The 20378-nt window shown below is 68.9% G+C and carries 21 protein-coding genes; 16 read left to right on the top strand and 5 right to left on the bottom strand.

The genetic code is table 11. From position 1 onward, the window contains the following. The first annotated feature begins 10 nt into the window (after nucleotides 1–10). Genes AD72_RS05460 through AD72_RS05400 form a run of 13 tightly spaced genes read left to right on the top strand, consistent with a single transcriptional unit; the run spans nucleotide 11 to nucleotide 12999 of the window. Nucleotides 11–928 carry an SDR family NAD(P)-dependent oxidoreductase gene (locus AD72_RS05460; RefSeq protein WP_051897995.1) on the top strand — a complete coding sequence of 306 codons (918 nt, stop codon included), beginning with the start codon at nucleotides 11–13 and terminating at the stop codon, nucleotides 926–928. After that, nucleotides 928–2439: an aldehyde dehydrogenase family protein gene (locus tag AD72_RS05455; protein WP_031465288.1), complete on the top strand. Its 1512-nt coding sequence runs from the start codon at nucleotides 928–930 to the stop codon at nucleotides 2437–2439. Before AD72_RS05460 ends, AD72_RS05455 begins: the two co-directional genes overlap by 1 nt. Then, complete coding sequence (locus tag AD72_RS05450) at nucleotides 2436–3209, top strand: glucose 1-dehydrogenase (protein ID WP_031465287.1); 774 nt, start codon at nucleotides 2436–2438, stop codon at nucleotides 3207–3209. The genes AD72_RS05455 and AD72_RS05450 overlap by 4 nt, the downstream gene beginning before the upstream one ends. Before the next feature lie 4 nt (nucleotides 3210–3213). Next, the gene (locus AD72_RS05445; RefSeq protein WP_031465286.1) at nucleotides 3214–4008 is read left to right on the top strand and encodes an MlaE family ABC transporter permease; all 795 of its coding nucleotides are present in this window, start codon (nucleotides 3214–3216) and stop codon (nucleotides 4006–4008) included. Then, nucleotides 4005–4856, top strand: coding sequence for an MlaE family ABC transporter permease (locus AD72_RS05440; protein ID WP_425480753.1), 852 nt, complete (start codon nucleotides 4005–4007; stop codon nucleotides 4854–4856). Before AD72_RS05445 ends, AD72_RS05440 begins: the two co-directional genes overlap by 4 nt. Continuing rightward, complete coding sequence (locus AD72_RS05435) at nucleotides 4853–6202, top strand: MCE family protein (RefSeq protein WP_031465284.1); 1350 nt, start codon at nucleotides 4853–4855, stop codon at nucleotides 6200–6202. The genes AD72_RS05440 and AD72_RS05435 overlap by 4 nt, the downstream gene beginning before the upstream one ends. After that, on the top strand, nucleotides 6199–7236 hold the full coding sequence (locus AD72_RS05430; RefSeq protein ID WP_031465283.1) for an MCE family protein: 1038 nt from the start codon (nucleotides 6199–6201) through the stop codon (nucleotides 7234–7236). Before AD72_RS05435 ends, AD72_RS05430 begins: the two co-directional genes overlap by 4 nt. After that, a complete protein-coding gene (locus AD72_RS05425) occupies nucleotides 7236–8273 on the top strand; it encodes an MCE family protein (protein ID WP_031465282.1) in 1038 nt (345 codons plus the stop codon). The genes AD72_RS05430 and AD72_RS05425 overlap by 1 nt, the downstream gene beginning before the upstream one ends. Next, nucleotides 8270–9448, top strand: a complete 1179-nt coding sequence (locus tag AD72_RS05420) for an MCE family protein (RefSeq protein ID WP_031465281.1) — start codon at nucleotides 8270–8272, stop codon at nucleotides 9446–9448. The genes AD72_RS05425 and AD72_RS05420 overlap by 4 nt, the downstream gene beginning before the upstream one ends. After that, nucleotides 9445–10680, top strand: a complete 1236-nt coding sequence (locus AD72_RS05415; protein WP_031465280.1) for an MCE family protein — start codon at nucleotides 9445–9447, stop codon at nucleotides 10678–10680. The genes AD72_RS05420 and AD72_RS05415 overlap by 4 nt, the downstream gene beginning before the upstream one ends. After that, nucleotides 10677–11900, top strand: a complete 1224-nt coding sequence (locus AD72_RS05410) for an MCE family protein (protein WP_031465279.1) — start codon at nucleotides 10677–10679, stop codon at nucleotides 11898–11900. Before AD72_RS05415 ends, AD72_RS05410 begins: the two co-directional genes overlap by 4 nt. Beyond that, a complete protein-coding gene (locus AD72_RS05405; protein WP_031465278.1) occupies nucleotides 11897–12403 on the top strand; it encodes a hypothetical protein in 507 nt (168 codons plus the stop codon). Before AD72_RS05410 ends, AD72_RS05405 begins: the two co-directional genes overlap by 4 nt. Beyond that, on the top strand, nucleotides 12400–12999 hold the full coding sequence (locus AD72_RS05400; protein ID WP_051897971.1) for a hypothetical protein: 600 nt from the start codon (nucleotides 12400–12402) through the stop codon (nucleotides 12997–12999). Before AD72_RS05405 ends, AD72_RS05400 begins: the two co-directional genes overlap by 4 nt. Before the next feature lie 19 nt (nucleotides 13000–13018). On the opposite strand, the gene AD72_RS05395 is transcribed toward AD72_RS05400, so the two are convergent. The 5 genes from AD72_RS05395 to AD72_RS05375 form a co-directional block, all read right to left on the bottom strand. After that, entirely contained in the window at nucleotides 13019–13657 is a 639-nt protein-coding gene (locus AD72_RS05395) for a PaaI family thioesterase (RefSeq protein WP_031465276.1), read from the bottom strand. Nucleotides 13658–13737: 80 nt separating this feature from the next. Then, entirely contained in the window at nucleotides 13738–14325 is a 588-nt protein-coding gene (locus tag AD72_RS05390) for a bifunctional 4-hydroxy-2-oxoglutarate aldolase/2-dehydro-3-deoxy-phosphogluconate aldolase (RefSeq protein WP_031465275.1), read from the bottom strand. Beyond that, a complete protein-coding gene (locus AD72_RS05385) occupies nucleotides 14322–15032 on the bottom strand; it encodes an SDR family NAD(P)-dependent oxidoreductase (RefSeq protein ID WP_031465274.1) in 711 nt (236 codons plus the stop codon). Before AD72_RS05385 ends, AD72_RS05390 begins: the two co-directional genes overlap by 4 nt. Further along, a complete protein-coding gene (locus AD72_RS05380; protein WP_031465273.1) occupies nucleotides 15029–15925 on the bottom strand; it encodes a dihydrodipicolinate synthase family protein in 897 nt (298 codons plus the stop codon). Before AD72_RS05380 ends, AD72_RS05385 begins: the two co-directional genes overlap by 4 nt. A gap of 4 nt (nucleotides 15926–15929) precedes the next feature. Then, nucleotides 15930–17099, bottom strand: a complete 1170-nt coding sequence (locus AD72_RS05375) for a mandelate racemase/muconate lactonizing enzyme family protein (RefSeq protein WP_031465272.1) — start codon at nucleotides 17097–17099, stop codon at nucleotides 15930–15932. A gap of 88 nt (nucleotides 17100–17187) precedes the next feature. Between AD72_RS05375 and AD72_RS05370 the strand changes: the two genes are divergently transcribed. Genes AD72_RS05370 through AD72_RS05360 form a run of 3 tightly spaced genes read left to right on the top strand, consistent with a single transcriptional unit; the run spans nucleotide 17188 to nucleotide 20330 of the window. Then, nucleotides 17188–17991, top strand: a complete 804-nt coding sequence (locus tag AD72_RS05370; protein WP_031465271.1) for an IclR family transcriptional regulator — start codon at nucleotides 17188–17190, stop codon at nucleotides 17989–17991. Beyond that, nucleotides 17988–18932: an NAD-dependent epimerase/dehydratase family protein gene (locus AD72_RS05365; RefSeq protein WP_031465270.1), complete on the top strand. Its 945-nt coding sequence runs from the start codon at nucleotides 17988–17990 to the stop codon at nucleotides 18930–18932. The genes AD72_RS05370 and AD72_RS05365 overlap by 4 nt, the downstream gene beginning before the upstream one ends. Before the next feature lie 36 nt (nucleotides 18933–18968). Continuing rightward, complete coding sequence (locus AD72_RS05360) at nucleotides 18969–20330, top strand: MFS transporter (RefSeq protein WP_051897967.1); 1362 nt, start codon at nucleotides 18969–18971, stop codon at nucleotides 20328–20330. Nucleotides 20331–20378 lie beyond the last annotated feature (48 nt).

Here is a 20378-nt window from a genome sequence, read left to right as displayed (position 1 = left end):
CGGTGGATCCATGAGCGAGTTCACGAGCGAATCATCAGCGCAGAACAGGGCGGCCATCGTCACCGGGGCGGGCGAGGGGCTGGGCCGGGCGGAGGCACTCGCGCTGGCCAGATCCGGCTTCGACCTGGTGCTCAACGACGTCTCCGAGCAGGCCGCGGGCGCGGCGGCCGAGCTGGTGGCCGAGACCGGGGCACGGGCGATCCCGGTGACCGGGGACATCGCCGAGCGCAAGACGGCGGACGATCTGGTGCGGACCGCGACCGAGGAGTTCGGCGGGCTGCACGCGGTGGTGAACAACGCGGGCATCACCCGGGACCGGATGCTGGTGAACATGTCGGACGAGGAGTTCGACGCGGTGCTCGCGGTGCACCTGCGCGGGCATTTCCTGCTCTCCCGCGCGGCCTGCGGGTACTGGCGCGAACGGGTCAAATCCGGTGCGGCGCCCGAGGATGTGGCCGTGGTGAACACCGCCTCCGAGGCGTTCACCCTCGGTCCTCCCGGCCAGCCGAACTACGCCGCGGCCAAGGCGGGCATCGTCGCGCTCACCTCCTCGACGGCCCGCGGTATGGCCCGCTACGGGGTGCGGGCGAACGCGATCGCCCCGCGGGCGCGCACCTCGATGACCTCCGAGGTGTTCGGCGCCGCTCCCGAGGGGGCCGATCCGCTCTCCCCGGACAACGTGGCCCCGCTGGTGGCCTATCTGTGCTCACCGCGCGCCGAGCGGGTGACCGGGCAGGTGTTCGTCGTGCACTCCGGACACATCGGACTGCTCGCCGCGCCCAGCTACGAACGGGTGTTCCACGCGGAACAGACCCTGTGGCGGGACGAGGAAGTGGCCGCTGTCCTCGGTGATCATTTCGATAACCGCGATCCGCGTATCGGATTCGACTTCCAAGGCGTTGTACACATGGAGCAAGGGAGCGACTGATGACCATTTCGATGCTCGGGCATCGGGACGAACTCGGCCTGACCGAGGGGCAGCTGCTGGTCGACGGCGCCTGGCGCGACGGTACGGAAAACGAGCAGTGGACCCATGTTCACCCCGCGAGCGGCGAGGAGGTCGGCCGGTTCGCGGTGGCCGGTGAGTCCGATGTGGACGCCGCGGTCACGGCCGCACGGCGTGCCTTCGACGAGGGCGACTGGCCGAAGATGCGGGCCCGGGAGCGGATCGCGATCCTGCACCGCTACGCCGACCTGCTCCGGGAACACGCCGATGAGCTGCGCGGGCTGCAGGCGCTGGACAATTCGGTGCCGCTGTCCTTCGGAGGCATCTACACCACCTCGGTCGGCGCGGCCGCGGATGTGTTCGACCACCACGCGGGCTGGGTGGACAAGGTCGGCGGCGAGACGCTACCGCCGTACCAGGGCGGGGACCACATCGCGGCCACCTTCCGCGAGCCGATCGGGGTGGTCGCGGCGATCCTGCCGTGGAACGCGCCCTTCCTGCTGTTCGCCCAGAAACTCGCCCCCGCGCTCGGTGCCGGGTGCACGGTGGTGCTCAAGCCTTCCGAGTACGCCACCTTCTCGGTGCTGCGCATGGTGGAACTGCTGATCGAGGCCGGGGTACCGGCCGGTGTGGTGAACGTGGTGACCGGTCCGGGGGCCACCGTCGGCGAGGCGCTGATCAACCACCCGGGCGTGAACAAGATCAGCTTCACCGGAAGCAGGGCGGTCGGCAAGCACATCGTCGAGGCCTCCGCGGACGGCATGAAGCGGGTCTCCCTGGAACTGGGCGGCAAGAGCCCCGCGATCGTGTTCGCGGACGCGCCGAACGTCGGCCTGGCCGCGATGACCACGATGGGCGGGCTCACCCTCGGTCTTTCCGGGCAGGGCTGCGTGGTGCAGTCGCGGGCCCTGGTGCAGCGCGAGGTGTACGAGGAATTCCTGGCCGGGGCACAGGGAATGGCCGCGGGCGCCACCTACGGGGATCCGTTCGATCCCGGCGTGCTGGCCTGTCCGCTGATCAACTCCCGTCAGCTGGAGCGGGTCAGCGGCTATGTCGAGCAGGGGAACAAGGACGGGGCGCGGCTGGTCACCGGTGGCGAGCGGCTCGACGGCGAGTACGCGAGCGGGAACTTCTTCGCCCCGACCATTTTCGCCGAGGTGGACAACACCTCGGTGCTCGCCCAGGAAGAGGTCTTCGGCCCGGTGCTCGCCGTGGTTCCGTTCGACACCGAGGAGGAGGCGATCCGGCTGGCCAACGACACCAAGTACGGCCTCGGCGCCACCGTGTTCACCTCGGATGTGTCCCGCGCCTTCCGGGCTTCCCGGGCGCTGCGCGCGGGAACCGTGGGTATCAACGGATTCACCCTGGAACCGCACCTTCCCTTCGGCGGGTTCAACCAGTCCGGCCTCGGCCGCGAGGGCGGGCGCGAGGCGTTCGAGGCTTATACGGAGCAGAAGACCGTGCTGCTTCCGCTGACCGAGGAGTTGATGTGACCAAGCGGCTCGAGGGCAAGATCGCCATCATCACCGGCGCGGCCAGCGGTATGGGCGCCGCGACGGCCCGGCGCTACATCGAGGAGGGTGCCCGGGTGCTCGTCGCCGATATCGGCGACGAGGCGGGTGAGAAGCACGCCGCGGAACTCGGTGAGAACGCCCGGTTCTGCCATCTGGATGTGTCCGAAGAGGACGATTGGCAGGCCGCGGTGGCCGCGTGCACCGAGGCCTTCGGCGCGCCGAACGTTCTGGTGAACGCGGCCGGGGTGCTGCACTTCGCGATGATCGAGCACTGCACGCTGGCGGACTACCGGCGGCTGGTGGACATCAACCAGATCGGCACCCTGCTCGGCATGCGTTCGGTGATCGCCCCGATGCGCGCCGGCGGCGGCGGTTCGATCGTGAACTTCAGCTCCATCGAAGGGCTCGGCGCGCTGCAGGGCGCGGTCGCCTACGCCTCGACGAAGTTCGCGATCCGCGGCATGACCAAGGTCGCCGCGCTCGAACTGGGCGTGGACGGCATCCGGGTCAATTCGGTGCATCCGGGCATGGTGGAGACCCCGATGATCGGCGCGATCACCGGGGGAGCGAAGCTGGACTTCACCCCGGTGGCGAACCGGCTCGCGCTGCGCCGCATCGGGAAACCGGAGGAAATCGCGAACCTGGTCGTGTTCCTCGGCAGCGAGGAATCCAGCTACAGCACCGGAGCGGAGTTCGTCGCCGACGGCGGTGCCACGGCGACCCACGTCTTCGGCGCGAACGTGGGGTAGGCGAATGAGTACGCGTGCGGACCCGCTGATTCCGTCCCCGGTCGGTGCCCTGCGCCAGCTGGGCCGGATGACCAGCCTCGGCGCTTCGGTGCTGCGCGCGATGTTCATCTTTCCCTTCCAGTTCAACGAGTACATGCGCCAGTGCTGGTTCTTCGCCAGCGTGACGATCATGCCGACCGCGATGATCGCGATCCCGTTCGGCGCGGTGATCGCGCTCCAGCTGGGTTCACTGACCACCCAGATCGGCGCGCAGTCCTACACCGGTGCGGCGAGCGCGATCGCGATCGTGCAGCAGGCCGCCCCGCTGATCACGGTGCTCATCGTGGCCGGTGCGGGCGGTTCGGCGATGTGCGCGGACATCGGGGCGCGCACCATCCGCGAGGAGATCGACGCGATGCGGGTGATCGGGGTGGACCCGGTGCACCGGCTCATCGTGCCGCGGGTGCTGGCCGCGGTCACGGTGGCGATCCTGCTCAACGGACTGGTCAGCGTGGTCGGTGTCGCCGGCGGGTACTTCTTCAACGTGGTGCTCCAGGGCGGGACCCCCGGCGCCTACCTGCAGAGCTTCAACTCGTTCGCGCAGATCGCGGACCTGTTCGTCAGCGAGGTCAAGGCGCTGATGTACGGCTTCGTGGCGGGAATCGTGGCCACCTACCGCGGATTCAATCCCTCCGGTGGGCCGAAGGGAGTCGGTGACGCGGTGAACCAGGCCGTGGTCATCACCTTCCTGCTGCTGTTCCTGATCAACGTGGTGGTGACCGCGGTGTACCTGAAAATCGTGCCACCGAAGGGGATGTGAGCATGCTCGCCGACGATCTCCTTCCCGGGCGGCGCGGAATCTGGTCCATCCCGGGTGACTGGCTCGACCAGACCGGGCAGCGGCTGTGGTTCTATCTGCGCGCGCTGCTCTGGATACCGCGGACACTGACCAAGTACCCCAAGGAGATCATCCGGGTCCTCACCGAACTGAGTTTCGGTTCCGGTGCCCTGGCGCTGATCGGCGGCACGATCGGCGTGATGGTCGGGATGACCATGTTCACCGGTATCGTGGTCGGACTGCAGGGGTATTCCTCGCTCAACCAGCTCGGCACCGCCGCGCTGACCGGGTTCATCTCCGCCTACTTCGACACCCGCGAGGTCGCCCCGCTCGCGGCCGGGATCGCGCTCTCGGCGACGGTCGGCTGTGGATTCACCGCACAGCTGGGCGCGATGCGGATCTCCGAGGAGGTGGACGCGCTCGAGGTGATGGCCATCGAGAGCGTGCCCTATCTGGTCACCACGCGGGTGATCGCGGGCGCGGCCGCGGTGATCCCGCTCTACGCCATCGGCCTGCTGATCTCCTACGTGGCTTCGCGCGAGGTGACGGTGGTGTTCTACGGGCAGTCCGGGGGCACCTACGACCACTACTTCAACCTGTTCCTGCCGCCCGAGGATGTGCTCTATTCCTTCGCCAAGGTGCTGATCTTCTCCGTCGCGGTGATCATGACCCACTGCTATTACGGCTATACCGCGAGCGGGGGACCGGCCGGGGTCGGGATCGCGGTCGGTAAGGCGGTGCGTACCGCGATCGTGCTCGTCGCGGTGCTGGACCTGTTCATCTCCCTGGCCATCTGGGGATCCACGACGACGGTGCGGATAACCGGATGAGCGCGCGGGCGACCAGACTCCGGTTCCAGGCGCTCGGCCTGGTGATGGTACTCGGTATCGCGAGCTTCTTCGCGCTGACGATCCTCATGTACCGCAAGGCGTTCACCCCCGAGGTGAGCGTCACCGCGGTCGTGGACAAGGTGGGCAGCCAGCTGCAGCAGGGTGCGACGGTCAAGGCGCGCGGGGTGGAGGTCGGCGAGGTCTCCGGGATCACGGCGAGCGGAACCGGCGCCACGCTGCAACTGCGCCTGGATCCCGGGCTCGCCGCGCAGCTGCCGAGCTCGGTCACCGCGGCGATGTTGCCCAAGACCCTGTTCGGGGATCGCTATGTCTCGCTGAACATCCCGAAGGGATCGGATGTCGCCCCGTTACGCGACGGGGATGTCATCCACCAGGACCGCAGCGCGAGCACCGTCGCGATCCAGGATGTGCTCGATGATCTGGTTCCGGTGCTCAAGGCCGTTCCCCCGGAGAAGGTGGCCAGTACGCTGTCCGCGATTTCCACGGCACTGCAAGGAAAGGGCGAGGAACTGGGACAGACGGTCACCACCCTCGGCTCCTATCTCGGCAAGATGAACCCGGAGATTCCGCAGCTGTCCAAGGACATCCAGCGGTTCGCCGAGGTCACCCCGAACTTCGTGGACGCGGTGCCGAGGCTGATCGACTCCATGTCGAACTTCGCCACCACCGCGCGCACCCTCACCGAGCAGCAGAAGAATCTGCAGTACCTCTACGGATCGGTGATCGACACCTCGGCCGACCTGAACAAGTTCCTCCTGGTGAACAAGGAGAACCTGATCTCCTTCGTGGGTACCACGAAACCGGTGCTGAAACTGCTCGAACGCTATTCGCCCGAGTACCCCTGCCTCTTCGACCAGTTCGCCAAACAGGTGGACACCGAGAACAAGGTCTTCGGCAAGGGCAACAAGGAACGCCCGCACGAGGCGAACCTGCGGATCACGCTGAGCGCGAGCCGGGGCCAGTACAAGCCGGGAACCGACGACCCGAAGAACCTCGACGACCGCGGCCCGCGCTGCTACACCGACGACGGCAAGACCCGGTTCCCGCAGTACCCGGACGGGAAACCGTTGCAGGACGGGACGAAGACCCCGCCCGCGCCGAACATGTCGCAGAAGGCCAGCGAGGAAAAGCTCGATCCCGTCCCGGGCGGGACGAGCACGCAGTCGGCGAGCCAGGCACCGTCGGTCGCGAACTCGCGCGCCGAGCAGCGGCTGCTTTCCGGGCTGCTCTCCCAGCAGCTGGACACCAGCCCGGACAAGGTGCCCGGCTGGGCGGGCATGCTCGTCGGACCGCTCTACCGCGGATCGGCGGTGGAACTGCGATGACCCGTCAGCTGCCCGTAGCCGCGATCGTGAAGATGGCCCTGTTCACGGTCATCACCATCGTGCTCACCTGGATCCTCGGGGTCACCATCACCGGAGGAGGGGGCGGGGCCACCGGGAACTACAGCGCGATCTTCTCCGATGCCTCGCGGCTGCAGCACGGGGACGAGGTGCGCATCGCCGGGGTGAAGGTCGGCCAGGTCGACTCGGTCACCGTGCTCGACGAGCGTCAGGCCAAAGTGGACTTCACCCTGGACAACGGCCGCAAGATCCCGGCGGAGAGCACCGCGCGCATCAAGTACCGCAACCTCATCGGCCAGCGTTATCTCGCGCTGAACGCCGCGGTCGGCGATCCGAACCGGACCCTGCCGATGGGCGGCACGATCCCGGTCGGCCGCACCGCGCCCGCGCTCAACCTCACCACGCTGTTCAACGGGTTCCAGCCGCTGTTCCAGGCACTGAATCCCGCCGATGTGAACAAGCTGGCCACCGAGATCATCCAGGTGCTGCAGGGCGAGGGCGGCACGATCGACGGGCTGCTCTCCGACACCGCGCAGCTGACCACCACGATCGCCTCGAAGGATCAGGTGATCGGGCAGCTGATCACCAACCTGAACAAGGTGCTCGACACGATCAACGCGCACAGCCCGCAGCTTTCCGGGACGATCACCCAACTCCAGCAACTGGTTTCCGGGCTTTCCGCGCAGCGCAAACCGATCGGGGACGCGATCAGCGCGCTGGACGGGCTCACCAGCACCACCGGAGACCTGCTGAAGAAGGCCCGCCCGGACCTCAAGGGCGATATCGACCAGCTCGGCGCGCTCGGCAAGAACCTCGCCGACGCGGGGCCCCTGGTGAACAAGGTGATCGCCAGTACCCCGGACCGGTTGCGCCAGTTCACCAGGACCGTCTCCTACGGCAGCTGGTTCAACTTCTTCATCTGCCGGGTCACCGTGAAAACCGGGCTCACCCAGGCGCCGATCGAGCTCAAGAATCTGCTTCCGCTCAACGGCCGTGATCCGAAGAGGTGCCAGTGATGCGCCCGCTCGCCGACCGCAACCAGGTCTCCGTCGGACTGGTCACCCTCGTGGTGATCGCGCTTCTGGTGCTCGCCGCCAACTTCTCCGATCACCTGCCGCTGGTGGGTACCGGGACCACCTATGCGGCACTGTTCAAGGAATCCGCGGGCCTGCGCGCGGGAGACCGGGTGGACGTCGCCGGGGTCAAGGTGGGCGAGGTGCGTTCGGTCGAACTCGACAAGGGCAAGGCGCGGGTGGCGTTCACCGTGAACGACACGCGCGTGGGCGCACAGTCCACGTTGTCCATCCAGATCGCCACGGTGCTCGGGCAGAAAACGCTCGCCCTCGATGTGCGCGGCACCGATCCGCAGCCACCGGGCACCACGATTCCGGTCAACCGCACCACATCCCCGTACGATGTGCAGCAGGCACTCGAAGGGCTCGGCCGCACCACGGGCGATATCGACAGCCAGAACCTCGCCAAGGCCTTCGATGTCGCCGCGGACACCTTCGACAAGACCCCGGACAGCATGCGCGGCGCGCTCAACGGGCTCACCGCGCTGTCCAAGACGATCGCCTCCCGCGACGAGGCACTGCGCAGGCTGGTGAACAACACCTCGCAGGTTTCCAAGACGGTCGCCGACCGCAACGACGAGGTGCAGCGCATGCTCTCCGACGGCGGGAAGCTGCTCAGCGAGCTGCAACAGCGCAAGAAGGCCATCGACGCGCTGCTCGACGGGACACGGGGACTCGCCCAGCAGCTCTCCGGCCTGGTGGACGACAACAACGCCCGGTTGAAGCCGGCCCTGACCCAGCTGAACCGGCTCACCACGATCCTGTCCGATCAGCAGGACAATCTGGGCAATCTGGTGCACAACCTCGCGCCCTACATCCGCATGTTCACCAATACGGTCGGCAGCGGGCGCTGGTTCGACGGCTACATGTGCGGTCTGCTTTCCCCGATCAACGACCAGGGCAACGGCAACGTCATCAACCCGGACGGCTGTAGCGCGCCGCAGTACGACCCGAGCAGGGTGGGGGTGACGCCGAAATGATCGTGCGCAACCAGTCCGGACAGCGGCTGCAGACTCGGATCGCGATGCTGTGCGCTCTGGCCCTGCTGCTGTGCGCCGGGGTCTGGTGGGTCGGGTCCGGAGGCACCGGACAGGTGTTCACCGCCTACTTCGGCAAGACGGTCGGCATCTATCCGGACTCGGATGTCCGGGTGATCGGCATCGACGTGGGCAAGGTCGATTCCGTTACCCCGCAAGGCAAGCAGGTGCGCGTGAAGTTCTCGGTGAACCGGGATGTCCCGGTTCCGGCGAACGCCAAGGCGGTCGTGGTCGCGCCGACCGTGGTCAGCGACCGCTACATCCAGCTCACTCCCTCCTATGTGGAGGGACCGAGGATGACCTCCGGGGCGGTGTTCGGGCGGGACCGCACCGCGACCCCGGTCGAGCTGGACCAGATCTACGCCAACGCCACCAAGCTCGCCGAGGCGCTCGGCCCGGACGGGGCGAACAAGAGCGGGGCACTGACCAAGGTGCTGAACTCCGCGGCGCGGAACTTCAAGGGCAACGGCGCGGCGCTGCACGACACCCTGCACAATCTCGCCAAGGCAGCGAACACGCTCTCCGGTTCCAAGGACGACCTGTTCGGCACGGTCAAGCACCTCGGGGACTTCACCAAGGCGCTGGCGGACAACGACGCGCAGGTGCGCGATTTCGAGACCAGGCTCGCCGATGTCTCCCAGTTCCTTTCCGACGACAGCGGGAAATTCGGCTCCGCGCTGAGCGAGCTCGGCGATTCGCTGGTGAAGGTGAAGGGCTTCATCGGGGACAATTCCGATCTGCTGAGCAAGAACGTGGACAAGCTTATCGGCATCACCAAGGTGCTCGTGGACCAGCGCGGTGCGCTCGCCGAGACCCTGGACACCGCGCCCGTCGGGATCTCGGGTTACCTCGGGGCCTACGATCAGGCCTCCGGGACCGTGGCGACCAGGGGTGACCTCGGTGAGCTGACCTTCGGCCCGGTGCAGTCGATCTGCCGGGCGCTGACGATCAACACCCCGAACCGCAGCCAGACCAAGGATCCGAACAAGCTCTGCGATTCGATCGCGAACACCGTGGACAACGGGCTGAACCTGCCCTCGCTGGCGCAGATACTGTCCTGGCTGTGGGCCCCGAAGGGAACCCCGTTCCCGACACCGAACAAGGGAGGCGGGAAGTGAGCGCCACACACGCCGGGCGACGCTGGCGCCTCGCCGCGCTCGTCGGAAGCGCCGCCCTGTTGTGCTCCTGCGCACCCGGCGGCTTCAACGGTCTCTACAACGTGCCGCTGCCCGGTGGCGCGGATCTGGGCGCGCATCCGTTCACGGTGCGCGCCCAGTTCACCGATGTGCTCGATCTGGTGCCGCAGGCCATGGTGAAGGTCAACGATGTCGCGGCCGGGCGGGTGGACCGGGTGGAGCTCGCCCCGGACAACAAGACCGCGATCGTGACGATGGATGTCAACGGCGATGTGCACCTGCCCGCGAACGCCACCGCCACCCTGCGCCAGTCCAGCCTGCTCGGCGAGAAGTTCGTCGAACTCGGCGGACCGAAGAACGCCGCACCGAGCGGGACGCTGCACGGTGGGGGCACGATCCCGGTGTCCCGCACCAACCGCAACGCCGAGGTCGAGGAGGTGCTCGGGGCGCTGTCCCTGCTGCTGAACAACGGCGGCATCCAGCAGGTGCAGAACATCACCCACGAGCTCAACGGGGCGCTCGACGGGCGCGAACCCGAACTGCGCGCCACCCTGTCCCGGCTGCGCGACCTCGCCCATCAGCTCAACGGGCAGCGGGACAACATCACCAGGGCCATCGACGGGCTCAACACCCTGTCCGCGACCGTATCCACGCAACGCAAACAGCTCGCCGACGGGCTCGACGCCATGGAACCCGGGCTGCGGTCGGCGAACCAGCAGCGGGACCAGATCGTGGCGATGCTCGGCTCGCTGCGCCGACTGTCCACAGTGGCCACCGACACCATCGACCGCAGCCGGGACGATCTGCTCGACGATCTGCGCACGGTCGCGCCCACGCTGCGCCAGCTGGCCAAGGCGGGCTCGAACATCCCGAAGTCCATGCAGATCCTGCTGTCCTACCCGTTCGCGGACTACGCGATGAACTCGCTCAAGGGCGACTACTTCAACGCGGACCTGGACATGGACTTCCGGCTGGACGTGCTCGGGGACAACATGAAGAACAGCAAGATGCCGCTGATCCCGCCGCTGTTCCCGGACCCGGACAAATCCGGTGGCAAGCAGGGAAACCAGGCACAGTCCGGTGATCAGCAGCGGTCCGGTCAACCGGCCTCCGGTCAACCGGCGTCCGGGCAGGAACCGCAGGGCGCGGCGCCCCCGAAGCCGCCGCCCGGGCTCGGCGGAGTGTTCGACTCGGTGCTCGGGGGCGGCAAATGATCTCCCGCGGTGTCAAGGTCAAGTTCGTGCTGTTCATCGTGATCGGGGTGCTCGCAGTCGGGTTCACCGCGGTGCGCTACGCGGGTCTCGGCAACGAGATCGGGGCCGGGCGTTACACGGTGACCGCGGAACTGGCCACCGGTGGCGGGATCTTCCCGAACGCCGAGGTGACCTACCGCGGCAGCCCGGTGGGCCGGGTCGGCTCGCTTTCCCTGTCCGACAACGGGATCCGGGTCCAGCTCAAGATCGACTCGGATGCCCCGAAGATCCCGGCCTCGGTGCGCGCGATCGTCACCGACCGGTCCGCGATCGGTGAGCAGTACGTGGATCTGGTTCCGGACAACGATTCCCCGCCCTATCTGCGGGACGGCTCGCGGATAGCCGAGCGCAAGACCGATGTCCCGGTCGCCCCCGCGCGGATGCTCGACGCGGTGGACAAACTGGTCAACGATGTGCCCACCGGTTCGCTGCGCACCGTGGTGGATGAACTGGGCACCGCGTTCGACGGCAGCGGCCAGGATCTGCGCACCCTGATCGACGCCGCGAACTCCTTCGTGGGCACCGCGGACGAGTACGTCCCGCAGACCAAGAAGCTACTGCACACCGGCGGGACCGTACTCGACACCCAGTCGCAGCTGACCGGGCAGCTGTCCACGTTCTCCAACGGCCTGCGCGATATCACCGCCCAGCTCAAGAAATCCGATCCGGACATCCGCAAGATCACCCACGAGGCCCCGAAGGTCACCGGGGAGGTGCAGAACTTCCTGCACCGTAGCGGAAACGGGCTCTCCGCGGTGCTCGCGAACCTGCTCACCACATCCCAGCTGCTCGAATCCCGGGTGCCCGCGGTGCGCCAGCTGCTCGTCGGGCTGCCCATGATCGGCGGGGTCAGCCCGACGCTGTCCCGGGGAAACCAGGGCCAGCTCTCCTTCCAGCTCAGCTTCTACCAGCCGCCGCCGTGCACCAAGGGATATCAGGCGACCAAACAGCACGCGGGAACCGATATGGGTAACTACAACCCGAACCAGGCCGCCTACTGCGCCGAACCGAAGGGCAGCCCGATCCTGGTGCGCGGCGCGCAGAACGCGCCCTACGGCGGCGCGCCGCCGAAGCCGGCCGCCCCGGCCCAGCTGCCCGGCGGGATGCCCGGGGTGATCGGCGAGGTCAGCGGTTCCGGTGGCCCGGACAGCGTCGAACAGCTCTACGGACTGCAGAAATGAACCGCCATCGGGTCCGGCTCTCGGTCGCGCTGCTCGCCGTGGCGCTCGCGGGGCTCGGCGTGTTCGCCTTCTCCGCCTGGCAGGACGCCTTCGGTTCGGACGCCTCGGTCGCCTCCGCCCGCGATGGGGCGCTCGAGGCGGCCCGCACCGACGTCGCCGCGCTCGCCAGCCTCGACTACCGCAAGGCCGATGCGGACCTGAAGCAGTGGTCCGCGGTGGCCACCGGGGCCTACAAGGCGAACCTGGACCGGGCACGGGAATCGGACGCCAACCAGGCCAAGCGGACCAAATCGGTGAGCACCGCGCGGATCACCTCGGCCGCGGTGACCAAGGTGGACGTCAACGCCGGGACCGCGACCGTGATCCTTTCCGCCGATGTGCACATCGCCGCGAACGGGAAACCCGCGGTGCGCCGCAAGGCCGGATTCACCGCGCGGATGGCGCGGACCGATTCCGGCTGGCTGGTCGGGGATCTGTCCTCGACCGGGACGGGGACACCATGACGGGCTGGCCGATCACCCTGCCGGGCCCGGTACGGGCGCTGCCGGGCCGGATGCGTGCACTGCCCGGCCGAGTGCGGTCCCTCCCGGGGAAACTGCGCGCGCTGCCCGCCGAACAGGTGCAGCGCCGGTGCGCGGTACTGGCGATCATCGCCGCGGTGCTCGCCGCCGCGCTCGGGGTGACCGGTGCGCTGCTGCGTTCGGACAACGAGACACTGGTGGACGCCGGGAAGACCAGCGAGCTCACCGATCGGCTGCGTGGCCCGCTGACCCAGGTGCTCAGCTACGACTACGCCGATCTGGACAACGCCCACAAGGCGGCGCGCGGCCTGTTCACCGGTGCCGCGGTGCGCCAGTACGACGCGCTGTTCGGGCGGATCAGGGACACCGCGCAGAGCAAGCGGCTCATCGTCACCACGATCGTGCGCAACCTCGGGGTGGTCTCGCTGCACGGGGACCGGGCCGAACTGCTCGCCCTCGTGGACCAGCAGATCATGTCCGGGTCGACCCAGCAGCGTTCCGGGACCGCCCAGCTGCGCCTGAGCGCGCAGCGGGATCCCGGCGGCTCCTGGAAGATCACCGAGCTCGGCGTGCTCTGAACGCGCGTGTCGAGCTGACCTACTGCTGGCCCGGCTTCAGCTGGATGAACAGCGCGTCGAGTTCGGCGCACAGCCGCTGCCCGTCGTGCAGGGAACCGCGGATGAACACCTTCCTGCCCTCGATCCGGTCCACCCAGGTCCGGCAGCGCAGTGGCGTGTCCAGCGGCGTGATCGAGCGGTAATCCACGGTCAGATAGGCCGTCCTGCTGACCTTGCCCTGGCCCATGACCGAGGCCATCCCGGCGAGATCGTCGAAGGCCACCGCCACCTGCCCGCCGTGCGCGGCGTTGTTGCCGCCGAGGTGGTACGGGCGGAACGTCACCACCGCGGAGACCCCGTCCGGACCGGCCTGCTCCACCTCGTAGGGCGGCAGCGTGATGTTGCCCCGCGCGGGCAGGTCGATCCGGGTCCCCGCCGGGCTGTGCCACTCGTCGACCTGGGTGGCCGCCAGCCGCTCGTTGATCCCGCGCAGATCCTCGATGAGGCCGTCGATCAGGTCCGGGGTCGGGCACGCGTACCTGGTCAGGTCCATCAGCCGGCGGACCTCCTCGCTGAAGGCCCCGTAGCGGGGGCCACCACGCTCGGTGGTCACCTCGAACCGGGACCGGAAGCCCCCTTCGTGGTCCGTGGCACGCTGATCGGTGGTCGACTCGGTCATCGGACTCCTTCACGGCGGGCACGGCACATCGGCCCAGAATACCGGCGCAATCCCCGCGGAATGGGGTGTGGTGTGCGGTTTCACGCCGTGATGGGCGGATTGAGCAGATCGGCGAGCCCGGAGCCGAGGGCGATGACCGAGGCACCCGCGTCCAGGTAGGGCGTGACGCTCGCGGCTGTCATCCCGCCGGTGGCCACGAACCGCATCCCGGGGAACGGGCCGCGTATGGCGGAGAACCACGCGGTGCCGAGTGCCGCGGCGGGGAACGCCTTCACCCAGCGCAGCCCGATCCGCTCGGCCAGCGCCACCTCACTCGGCGTGGCCACCCCGGGCAGATGCGGCAGCCCGGCGGACCGGCTCGCCTCGGCCAGTTCCGGATCGAGTCCGGGTGCCACGGTGAACGCCGCGCCCGCCTGGACCGCGGCGTGCAGGCGTTCCGGGGTGGTCACCGTGCCCGCGCCGACCGGACGGCCCGCCGCGGCCTCGACGGTGGCCCGCAGCGCCGCGCGGCCACGCTCGTCCTGCACCGGTACCTCGACACAGCGCACGCCCAGTCGCCAGGCGAGTTCGGCGAGCCGGACCGTCTCCCCGGGATCGAAGCCACGCAGGATCCCCAGCAGCGTCTGCCCGGCGAAGGCTTCCTCGAACCATCCGGATGTTGCTGTCATGACAGGAACCTCGCGCGCAGATCGGGCCGGGCGAAGGCGGCGGGGGAGGAGATGGACAGACCGCCGTCCACCGGGAGCACCACACCGGTGATGAACGAGGCCCGCGGTGAGGCGAGGAAGGTGACCGCGTCCGCGACCTCCCGTGGTTCCCCGGTCCGGCGCAGCGGGTAGCCCTCGGCCGCGTCCGGGAGTTCGCTCCCGCCGATCATCCCCGGAGCGACCGCGTTGACCCGGATGCCCCGGGGACCGTATTCCAGCGCGAGCTGGCGGACCAGGCCGTCCACCCCGGCCTTGGCCGCGGCGTAGCCGGGCAGACCCGGAGCGGCGAGGAAGCCGTTCACCGAGGTGACCGCGAGGATGCAACCGCCATCGGACAGGACGGGAAGGGCCGCCCGTACCGGATAGAACGCGGCGTCCAGGGTGTTCGCGATGGCCGAACGCCATTGCTCCTCGCTCGTTTCCGCGGCGGGCGCGACCGGTTGCGCCGCGGCGGCGAGCACGAGGACATCCACGGTTCCGGCGCGGCCGATCACCTCTTCCGCCCCGTGCGGGGTACCCGCATCGGCCACCACGAATTCGCTGAACGCCTTGTGCCGCACCGGTTCCAGGCCCGCACCGAGGACCCGCTCGCCCTCGGCGGCGAACGACTCGGCGATGGCCAGCCCGATCGGGGAGCCGCCCCCGATGAGCACCACGCTCCGGCTCATCGCGGCCCGCCGTGCCACGCGGGCAGGGCCAGCTCGTCGAGGAGCTCGCCGAGTGCCTTCGCGGTCACCGGTTCGAGCGGGCGCGCGGGCAGCCTGGTCGCCGAGGACGCGATGATCCCCCGGCGCCGCAGCACCTCCTTGTGCACCGCCCAGGCCTGGCCGGGCCGCACGCCGAGGTGGATCAGCGGAAGCAGCGCGGTGAACGCGGACCGGGCCTCGGTGCGCCGCCCGGCGGCGAGGTCGTCGAGGATCGGGCGGAGCAGATCGGTGAACTCGCAGGCGGGCATCGTGCCGACCGCGCCGTTGTCGTACTCCTCGATCAGCGCCTGGGCGTTCTGCCCGCCGAGCACCGTGAGCCCGGTCTCGCGCACGGCCGCGATCTTCGGCGGGGTCGGCGGCGCCTCGACCTTGATCGCGGTGATGCCGGGCACTTCGGCCAGCTTCGCGATCGCCGCCGGTTCGATGGCGGTTCCGGTCACCCCGGGCGCGTCCTGGATCATCACCGGGATCCCGCCGCGTTCGGCCACCTCGGCGAAGAACTCGGTCACCTGGCCCAGTCCCGGCTTGACCAGGAACGGGGGCAGCACCATGACCTGATCGGCTCCGCTCGCCGCATCGATCTGCTCGAGCGCGTTCACGGTGCTGGTCCCGTTGATCCCGGCGACGATCGGCACCCGGGGACCGGCGAGCTCGCGGACCTCGCGCAGGATCGTGGCGCGCTCGGCCGCGGTCAGCGCGAAACCCTCGCTGGCCATGCCGAACACGGCGAGCCCGTCGGCCCCGGAGGCCAGCTCGAATTCCACGAGTGAGCGTAGCGAGGGCAGGTCCAGCTCGCCGCGTTCGGTGAACGGGGTGGCCAGGATGGGGATCAGTCCGGTCGGGGTGTCGGGCACGGGATCAGCTCTCCTTCGCGAGGGTGCGGACCGTTTCGGCGTCCACCTCGACGCCGAGACCCGGTCCGGTCGGTACGGCGAACCCCGTCGGGCCCGCGGTCAGTGGGTCGCGCAGGATGCGCTGCGCCATGGGAACGGTGTCCGGCTGGTATTCGAAGAACGGGACCCCGGCACCGGCAGCGGAGACGTGGATGCCCGCGGCGAGCGCGATTCCGAGCCCGACCGAATGGTGGTAGGCGATCCGAACATGGTGCGCTGCGGCGAGTTCCGCGATGGAGCTGGCCTCGGTGATCCCGGTGCGGGCCACATCGGGCTGGGCGATCCGCAGCGCGCGCCGCCCGAGCCAGTCGGCGAACTCGTAGCGGTTGCGCATCGCCTCGCCGACCGCGACCGGGGTGGTGATCCGGCTGACCAGTTCCGCGTGCCCCGCACTGTCCTCGGGGACCAGCGGCGCCTCGAAGAACAGCGCGTGCCTGCGATCCAGTTCGCTGCCGAGCTCGATGGCCTCGCCGATCGAGTAGGCCCAGTGCGCGTCGACCGCGATCCGCATCGCGGGCGCCGCCTCGGCGACGGCGTCGAAGGTGGCGAGATCGGCCTCGATGCCCTTGCCGAGCGCGAGCTTGACCCGGCTGGCGCCCCGCTGCGCCCAGTCCGCGGCGAGTGCGGCCCGTTCGGCATCGGTGGGCCGGGGGAGACCGGAGACGTAGGCCGGGACGGTTTCCCGCCGCCCGCCGCCGAGCAGCTGCGCGACCGAGAGGCCGGTGAGCTTGCCGTAGAGGTCCCACAGGGCGATGTCCACCGCGGCGAGCGCGTCGGCCTGATGCCCCACCAGATGTCCGCGTTCCCGCATCAGATCGCGCAGCCCGTCCCACAGTGGCCGCACGCCGGTGAGTTCCCGTCCGGTCAGCCATCCGGCCAGCAGCCGCTCGACCACCGCGGCGGGGATCTCCGGGCCGACCGGGGCGAGCGCCTCGCCCCAGCCCTCGGTGCCGTCCTCGGCGGTGATCCGGACCAGCATCGTCTCGAAACGGCCCGAATAGAGGCTGCGCCACGGTTCCCGTACCACGTAGCCGCGTTCCCGGCCCAGTTCGCTGCCGTCCTCGAGGGCGCCGAGATACGCCCGTGGCCCGGACAGCTTCAGCACGAAGGTGGTGACGTCGGCGATGCGCCTCATGGTGCGGTCCTCTCCGGAAGATCGACGTTCTGCACCAATATTTGCATGACGCTTGCAGAGTTTGCAAGCGAAGGTCATAATTCGTGTCATGGTTTCCGAAACTGGCGGCAATCAGAGCGTCGAACGGGCGGCGGGGGTGCTCAGCGCCTTCACGCTCGGGCGCCCGACGCTGCGCGTGTCCGATGTGGCCGCGCAGGTGGGGCTCGGCGTCTCCACGACTTCGCGACTGCTCGCGACGCTCGAATCCGTCGACCTCGTGCGCCGTGACCCGGTCAGCCAGCTCTACGAACTCGGCCCCGCGGTGCTCACGATGGCCGGGGTCGCGCTGAACAACGACCCGATCTACCGCCAGTCCCGGCCGGTCGCGCAGCGGCTCGCCTGGGAACTGGGGCTCGGGGCGAATGTCTCGGTCCGCCGCGGTGCCGAGCTGTTCTACCTGCTCAATGTCGAGGGCCAGCTGGCGCAGAAGTCGTTTTCCCTGATGGGGCAACGTAATCCGGTGCACGCCACCGCGATGGGCAAGTGCCTGTTGCTGGGCACCAGCGAGGGGCAGCGGGCCGAACTGCTCGGCACGGAACCACTGCACGCGTTCACCGGGCACACCCTGAGCACCCTGGACGCGCTCACCGGGAACCTGGCCTCGATCGCGGAGCGCGGGTACGCCACCGAGATCGAGGAACTCGCACTCGGCAGGGCCTGTATCGCCGCCCCGGTTCGCGATCACACCGGGGAGGTCGTCGCCGCGCTCTCGCTTTCCGGTGCGCTCTCGGTGATCGCGCTCGACGAACGGGAGGCCGAGCTCGGCCGCACGATCATCGAGGCGGCGGACACCGTCAGTCTCGGTCTCGGCTATCTCGGCCCGGTCCACACCCCAGCACAGGAGAATCGATGAAAATCGCCGTCACCGGCGCGGCCGGGCGCCTCGGCCGCCTCCTCACCGACCGGCTCGCCGAACGCGGGCACGAGGTCGTCCCCATCGACATCGCGCCACCGGTGCGGCTCGCGCTCTCCGATCGGGACGGACTGATCGCCGCCTGCGCGGGCACCGAGGTCGTGATCCACCTGGCCGCGCGGATGTCCTGGAACCGCGCGGACGAGGCGGCACTGTTCGAGGCGAACGTGCTCGGCACCGCGAACGTCGCCGAGGCGGCCGCGCGTGCCGGGGCGAAGCTGGTCCTCGCCAGCACCGGCGAGGTCTATCCGGAAGGCAGCCCGGTGTACCAGCCGCTCGACGAGGATCATCCGCGCGCGCCGCGCAGCGTGTACGGGCTCACCAAATGTCTTGCCGAGGACACCGTGGCGTTCTACCGGCGCGCCAGGGGACTGCGGGCGGTCGTGCTGCGGTTCTCGCACTTCCAGGACGCGGCCGAACTGCTCGACGAGCGCGGTTTCTTCTCCGGTCCCCGGTTCTTCCTCCGGCAGAAGATCGAGCAGCAGCGCGGATTCGGCAATACCGGTGCGGTCGCGGCGCTCGAACCGCACGAGGACGGCAGCACCAAACTGGTGCTCTCCCGTGGCGCGGACGGCACCGCTTTCCGGATGGGCATCCTGGACACCCGGGATCTCGCCTCCGGAGTGCTCGCCGCCGCGGAATCCCCGGGACTCGACGGCGAGGTGATCGGGATCGGGGCCGATGACTCCGTGGGCTTCGACCATCTCGTCCCCGAACTGGCACGCCACAGTGGACTGTCCTATGTGGACGTTACGCTGCCGGGCCCCGCCGTGCACTACACCACGTCGAACGAGCGGGCCCGCGAACTTCTCGGGTTCACCGTGGAATTCCCGATCGAGCAGATGATCGCCGAGGCCGCCGCCGCGCGCCGCGCCCGCTGAGCCGCCTCGCCACCCACGATCGACAACGAGGTCGTCATGTCAGAACCGGAAACCGCGCCGGGAACCGGTGCGCCCGCCAAGGCCACCCCCGGCTCCAAGGTCCTCATCGCCGCGGGTATCGGCCATTTCGTCGAGTGGTTCGACATGGGTATCTACGGAACCCTGTCCACCGTCATCGCGGCGAACTTCTTCGCCTCCGGGGACCCCACCGCGGCGCTGCTCTCCACGTTCGCGGTGTTCGCCGCGGGGTTCGTGATCCGCCCGCTCGGCGGATTGTTCTTCGGGCCGCTCGCCGACCGGATCGGACGGCAGAAGGTGCTCGCGATCGTAGTGCTCACCACCTCGCTTTCCACCTTCGCGATCGGAGTGCTGCCGACCTATGCCGCCGCGGGAGCCTTCGCCCCGCTGCTGCTGGTGCTCGCCCGGCTGGTGCAGGGATTCGGTGCGGGCGGGGAGACCTCCAGCGTGGTCACCCTGCTTTTCGAGTACGCACCGAGAAAGCGCCGCGGGTTCTACTCCAGTTTCGGCGACACCTTCGGCTTCGCCGCGTTCGTGGTCGGTTCGGGGCTCGCCCTGTTGCTCACCGCGACACTCGGAGACGCGAGCATGACCGACTGGGGCTGGCGGCTGCCGTTCCTGCTCGCGCTGCCACTGGGGCTCTCCGGGCTGTACCTGCGGCTCAAACTCCAGGACACCCCGGAATTCCGGGCGCTGGAAAATGCCGGTGAGGTCACCGAATCACCGATGCGCGAGACCCTGCGCACCGGAGCTCGCGCCATGCTCGCGCTCGCCGGGCTGATCGTGATCAAGGGGGTCGCGCACTGGACCCTGCAGACGTTCATGCCGAGCTATCTGCAGACCACGCTGCACTTCACCAAGATCCAGTCGTTCATCGCGGCCACGGTGTGCCTCACCGTCGTCGCCGTCGCCGTGCCCGCGGCGGGCGCGCTCTCCGATCGCATCGGGCGCAAACCGCTGCTGCTCGCGGGTACCGCCGGGTTCGTCCTGCTGACCTGGCCCGCGCTGTTGTTGATGTCCCTGGGCAGCACGGTGCTCGCGGTGCTCGGCATGGTGGTGCTCGGGCTGCTGATGGCCGCCTATGACGGTGCGGTCAGCGCGACCATGGCCGAACTGTTCCCGCCGCGCATCCGATCCGGGGCGATCGCCATCCCGTACAACATCGCGGTCTCGCTGTTCGGTGGTACCGCGCCCTACATCGCGACCTGGCTCATCTCGCTGACCGGATACCGCCTCGCCCCGGCGTACTACATCATGTTCGCCGCGGTGATCACGCTGGTGACGGTGGCCCGGTTCATCCGCGAATCGGCGGGGCCACGCGTCGCGGTCACCGGTGACCGTTCGCTTTCCTCGACGTCCGGGGCTCCCGCGTCCAGGTAGAGCCGTACTTCGGTGATCATCGAAATGTCTTGTTCCCGGCCTCGGGAC

This window comes from Sciscionella sediminilitoris, from assembly GCF_000737195.2.
Classification (GTDB): domain Bacteria; phylum Actinomycetota; class Actinomycetes; order Mycobacteriales; family Pseudonocardiaceae; genus Sciscionella; species Sciscionella sediminilitoris.
This window is presented reverse-complemented; position numbering and strand designations above follow the sequence as displayed.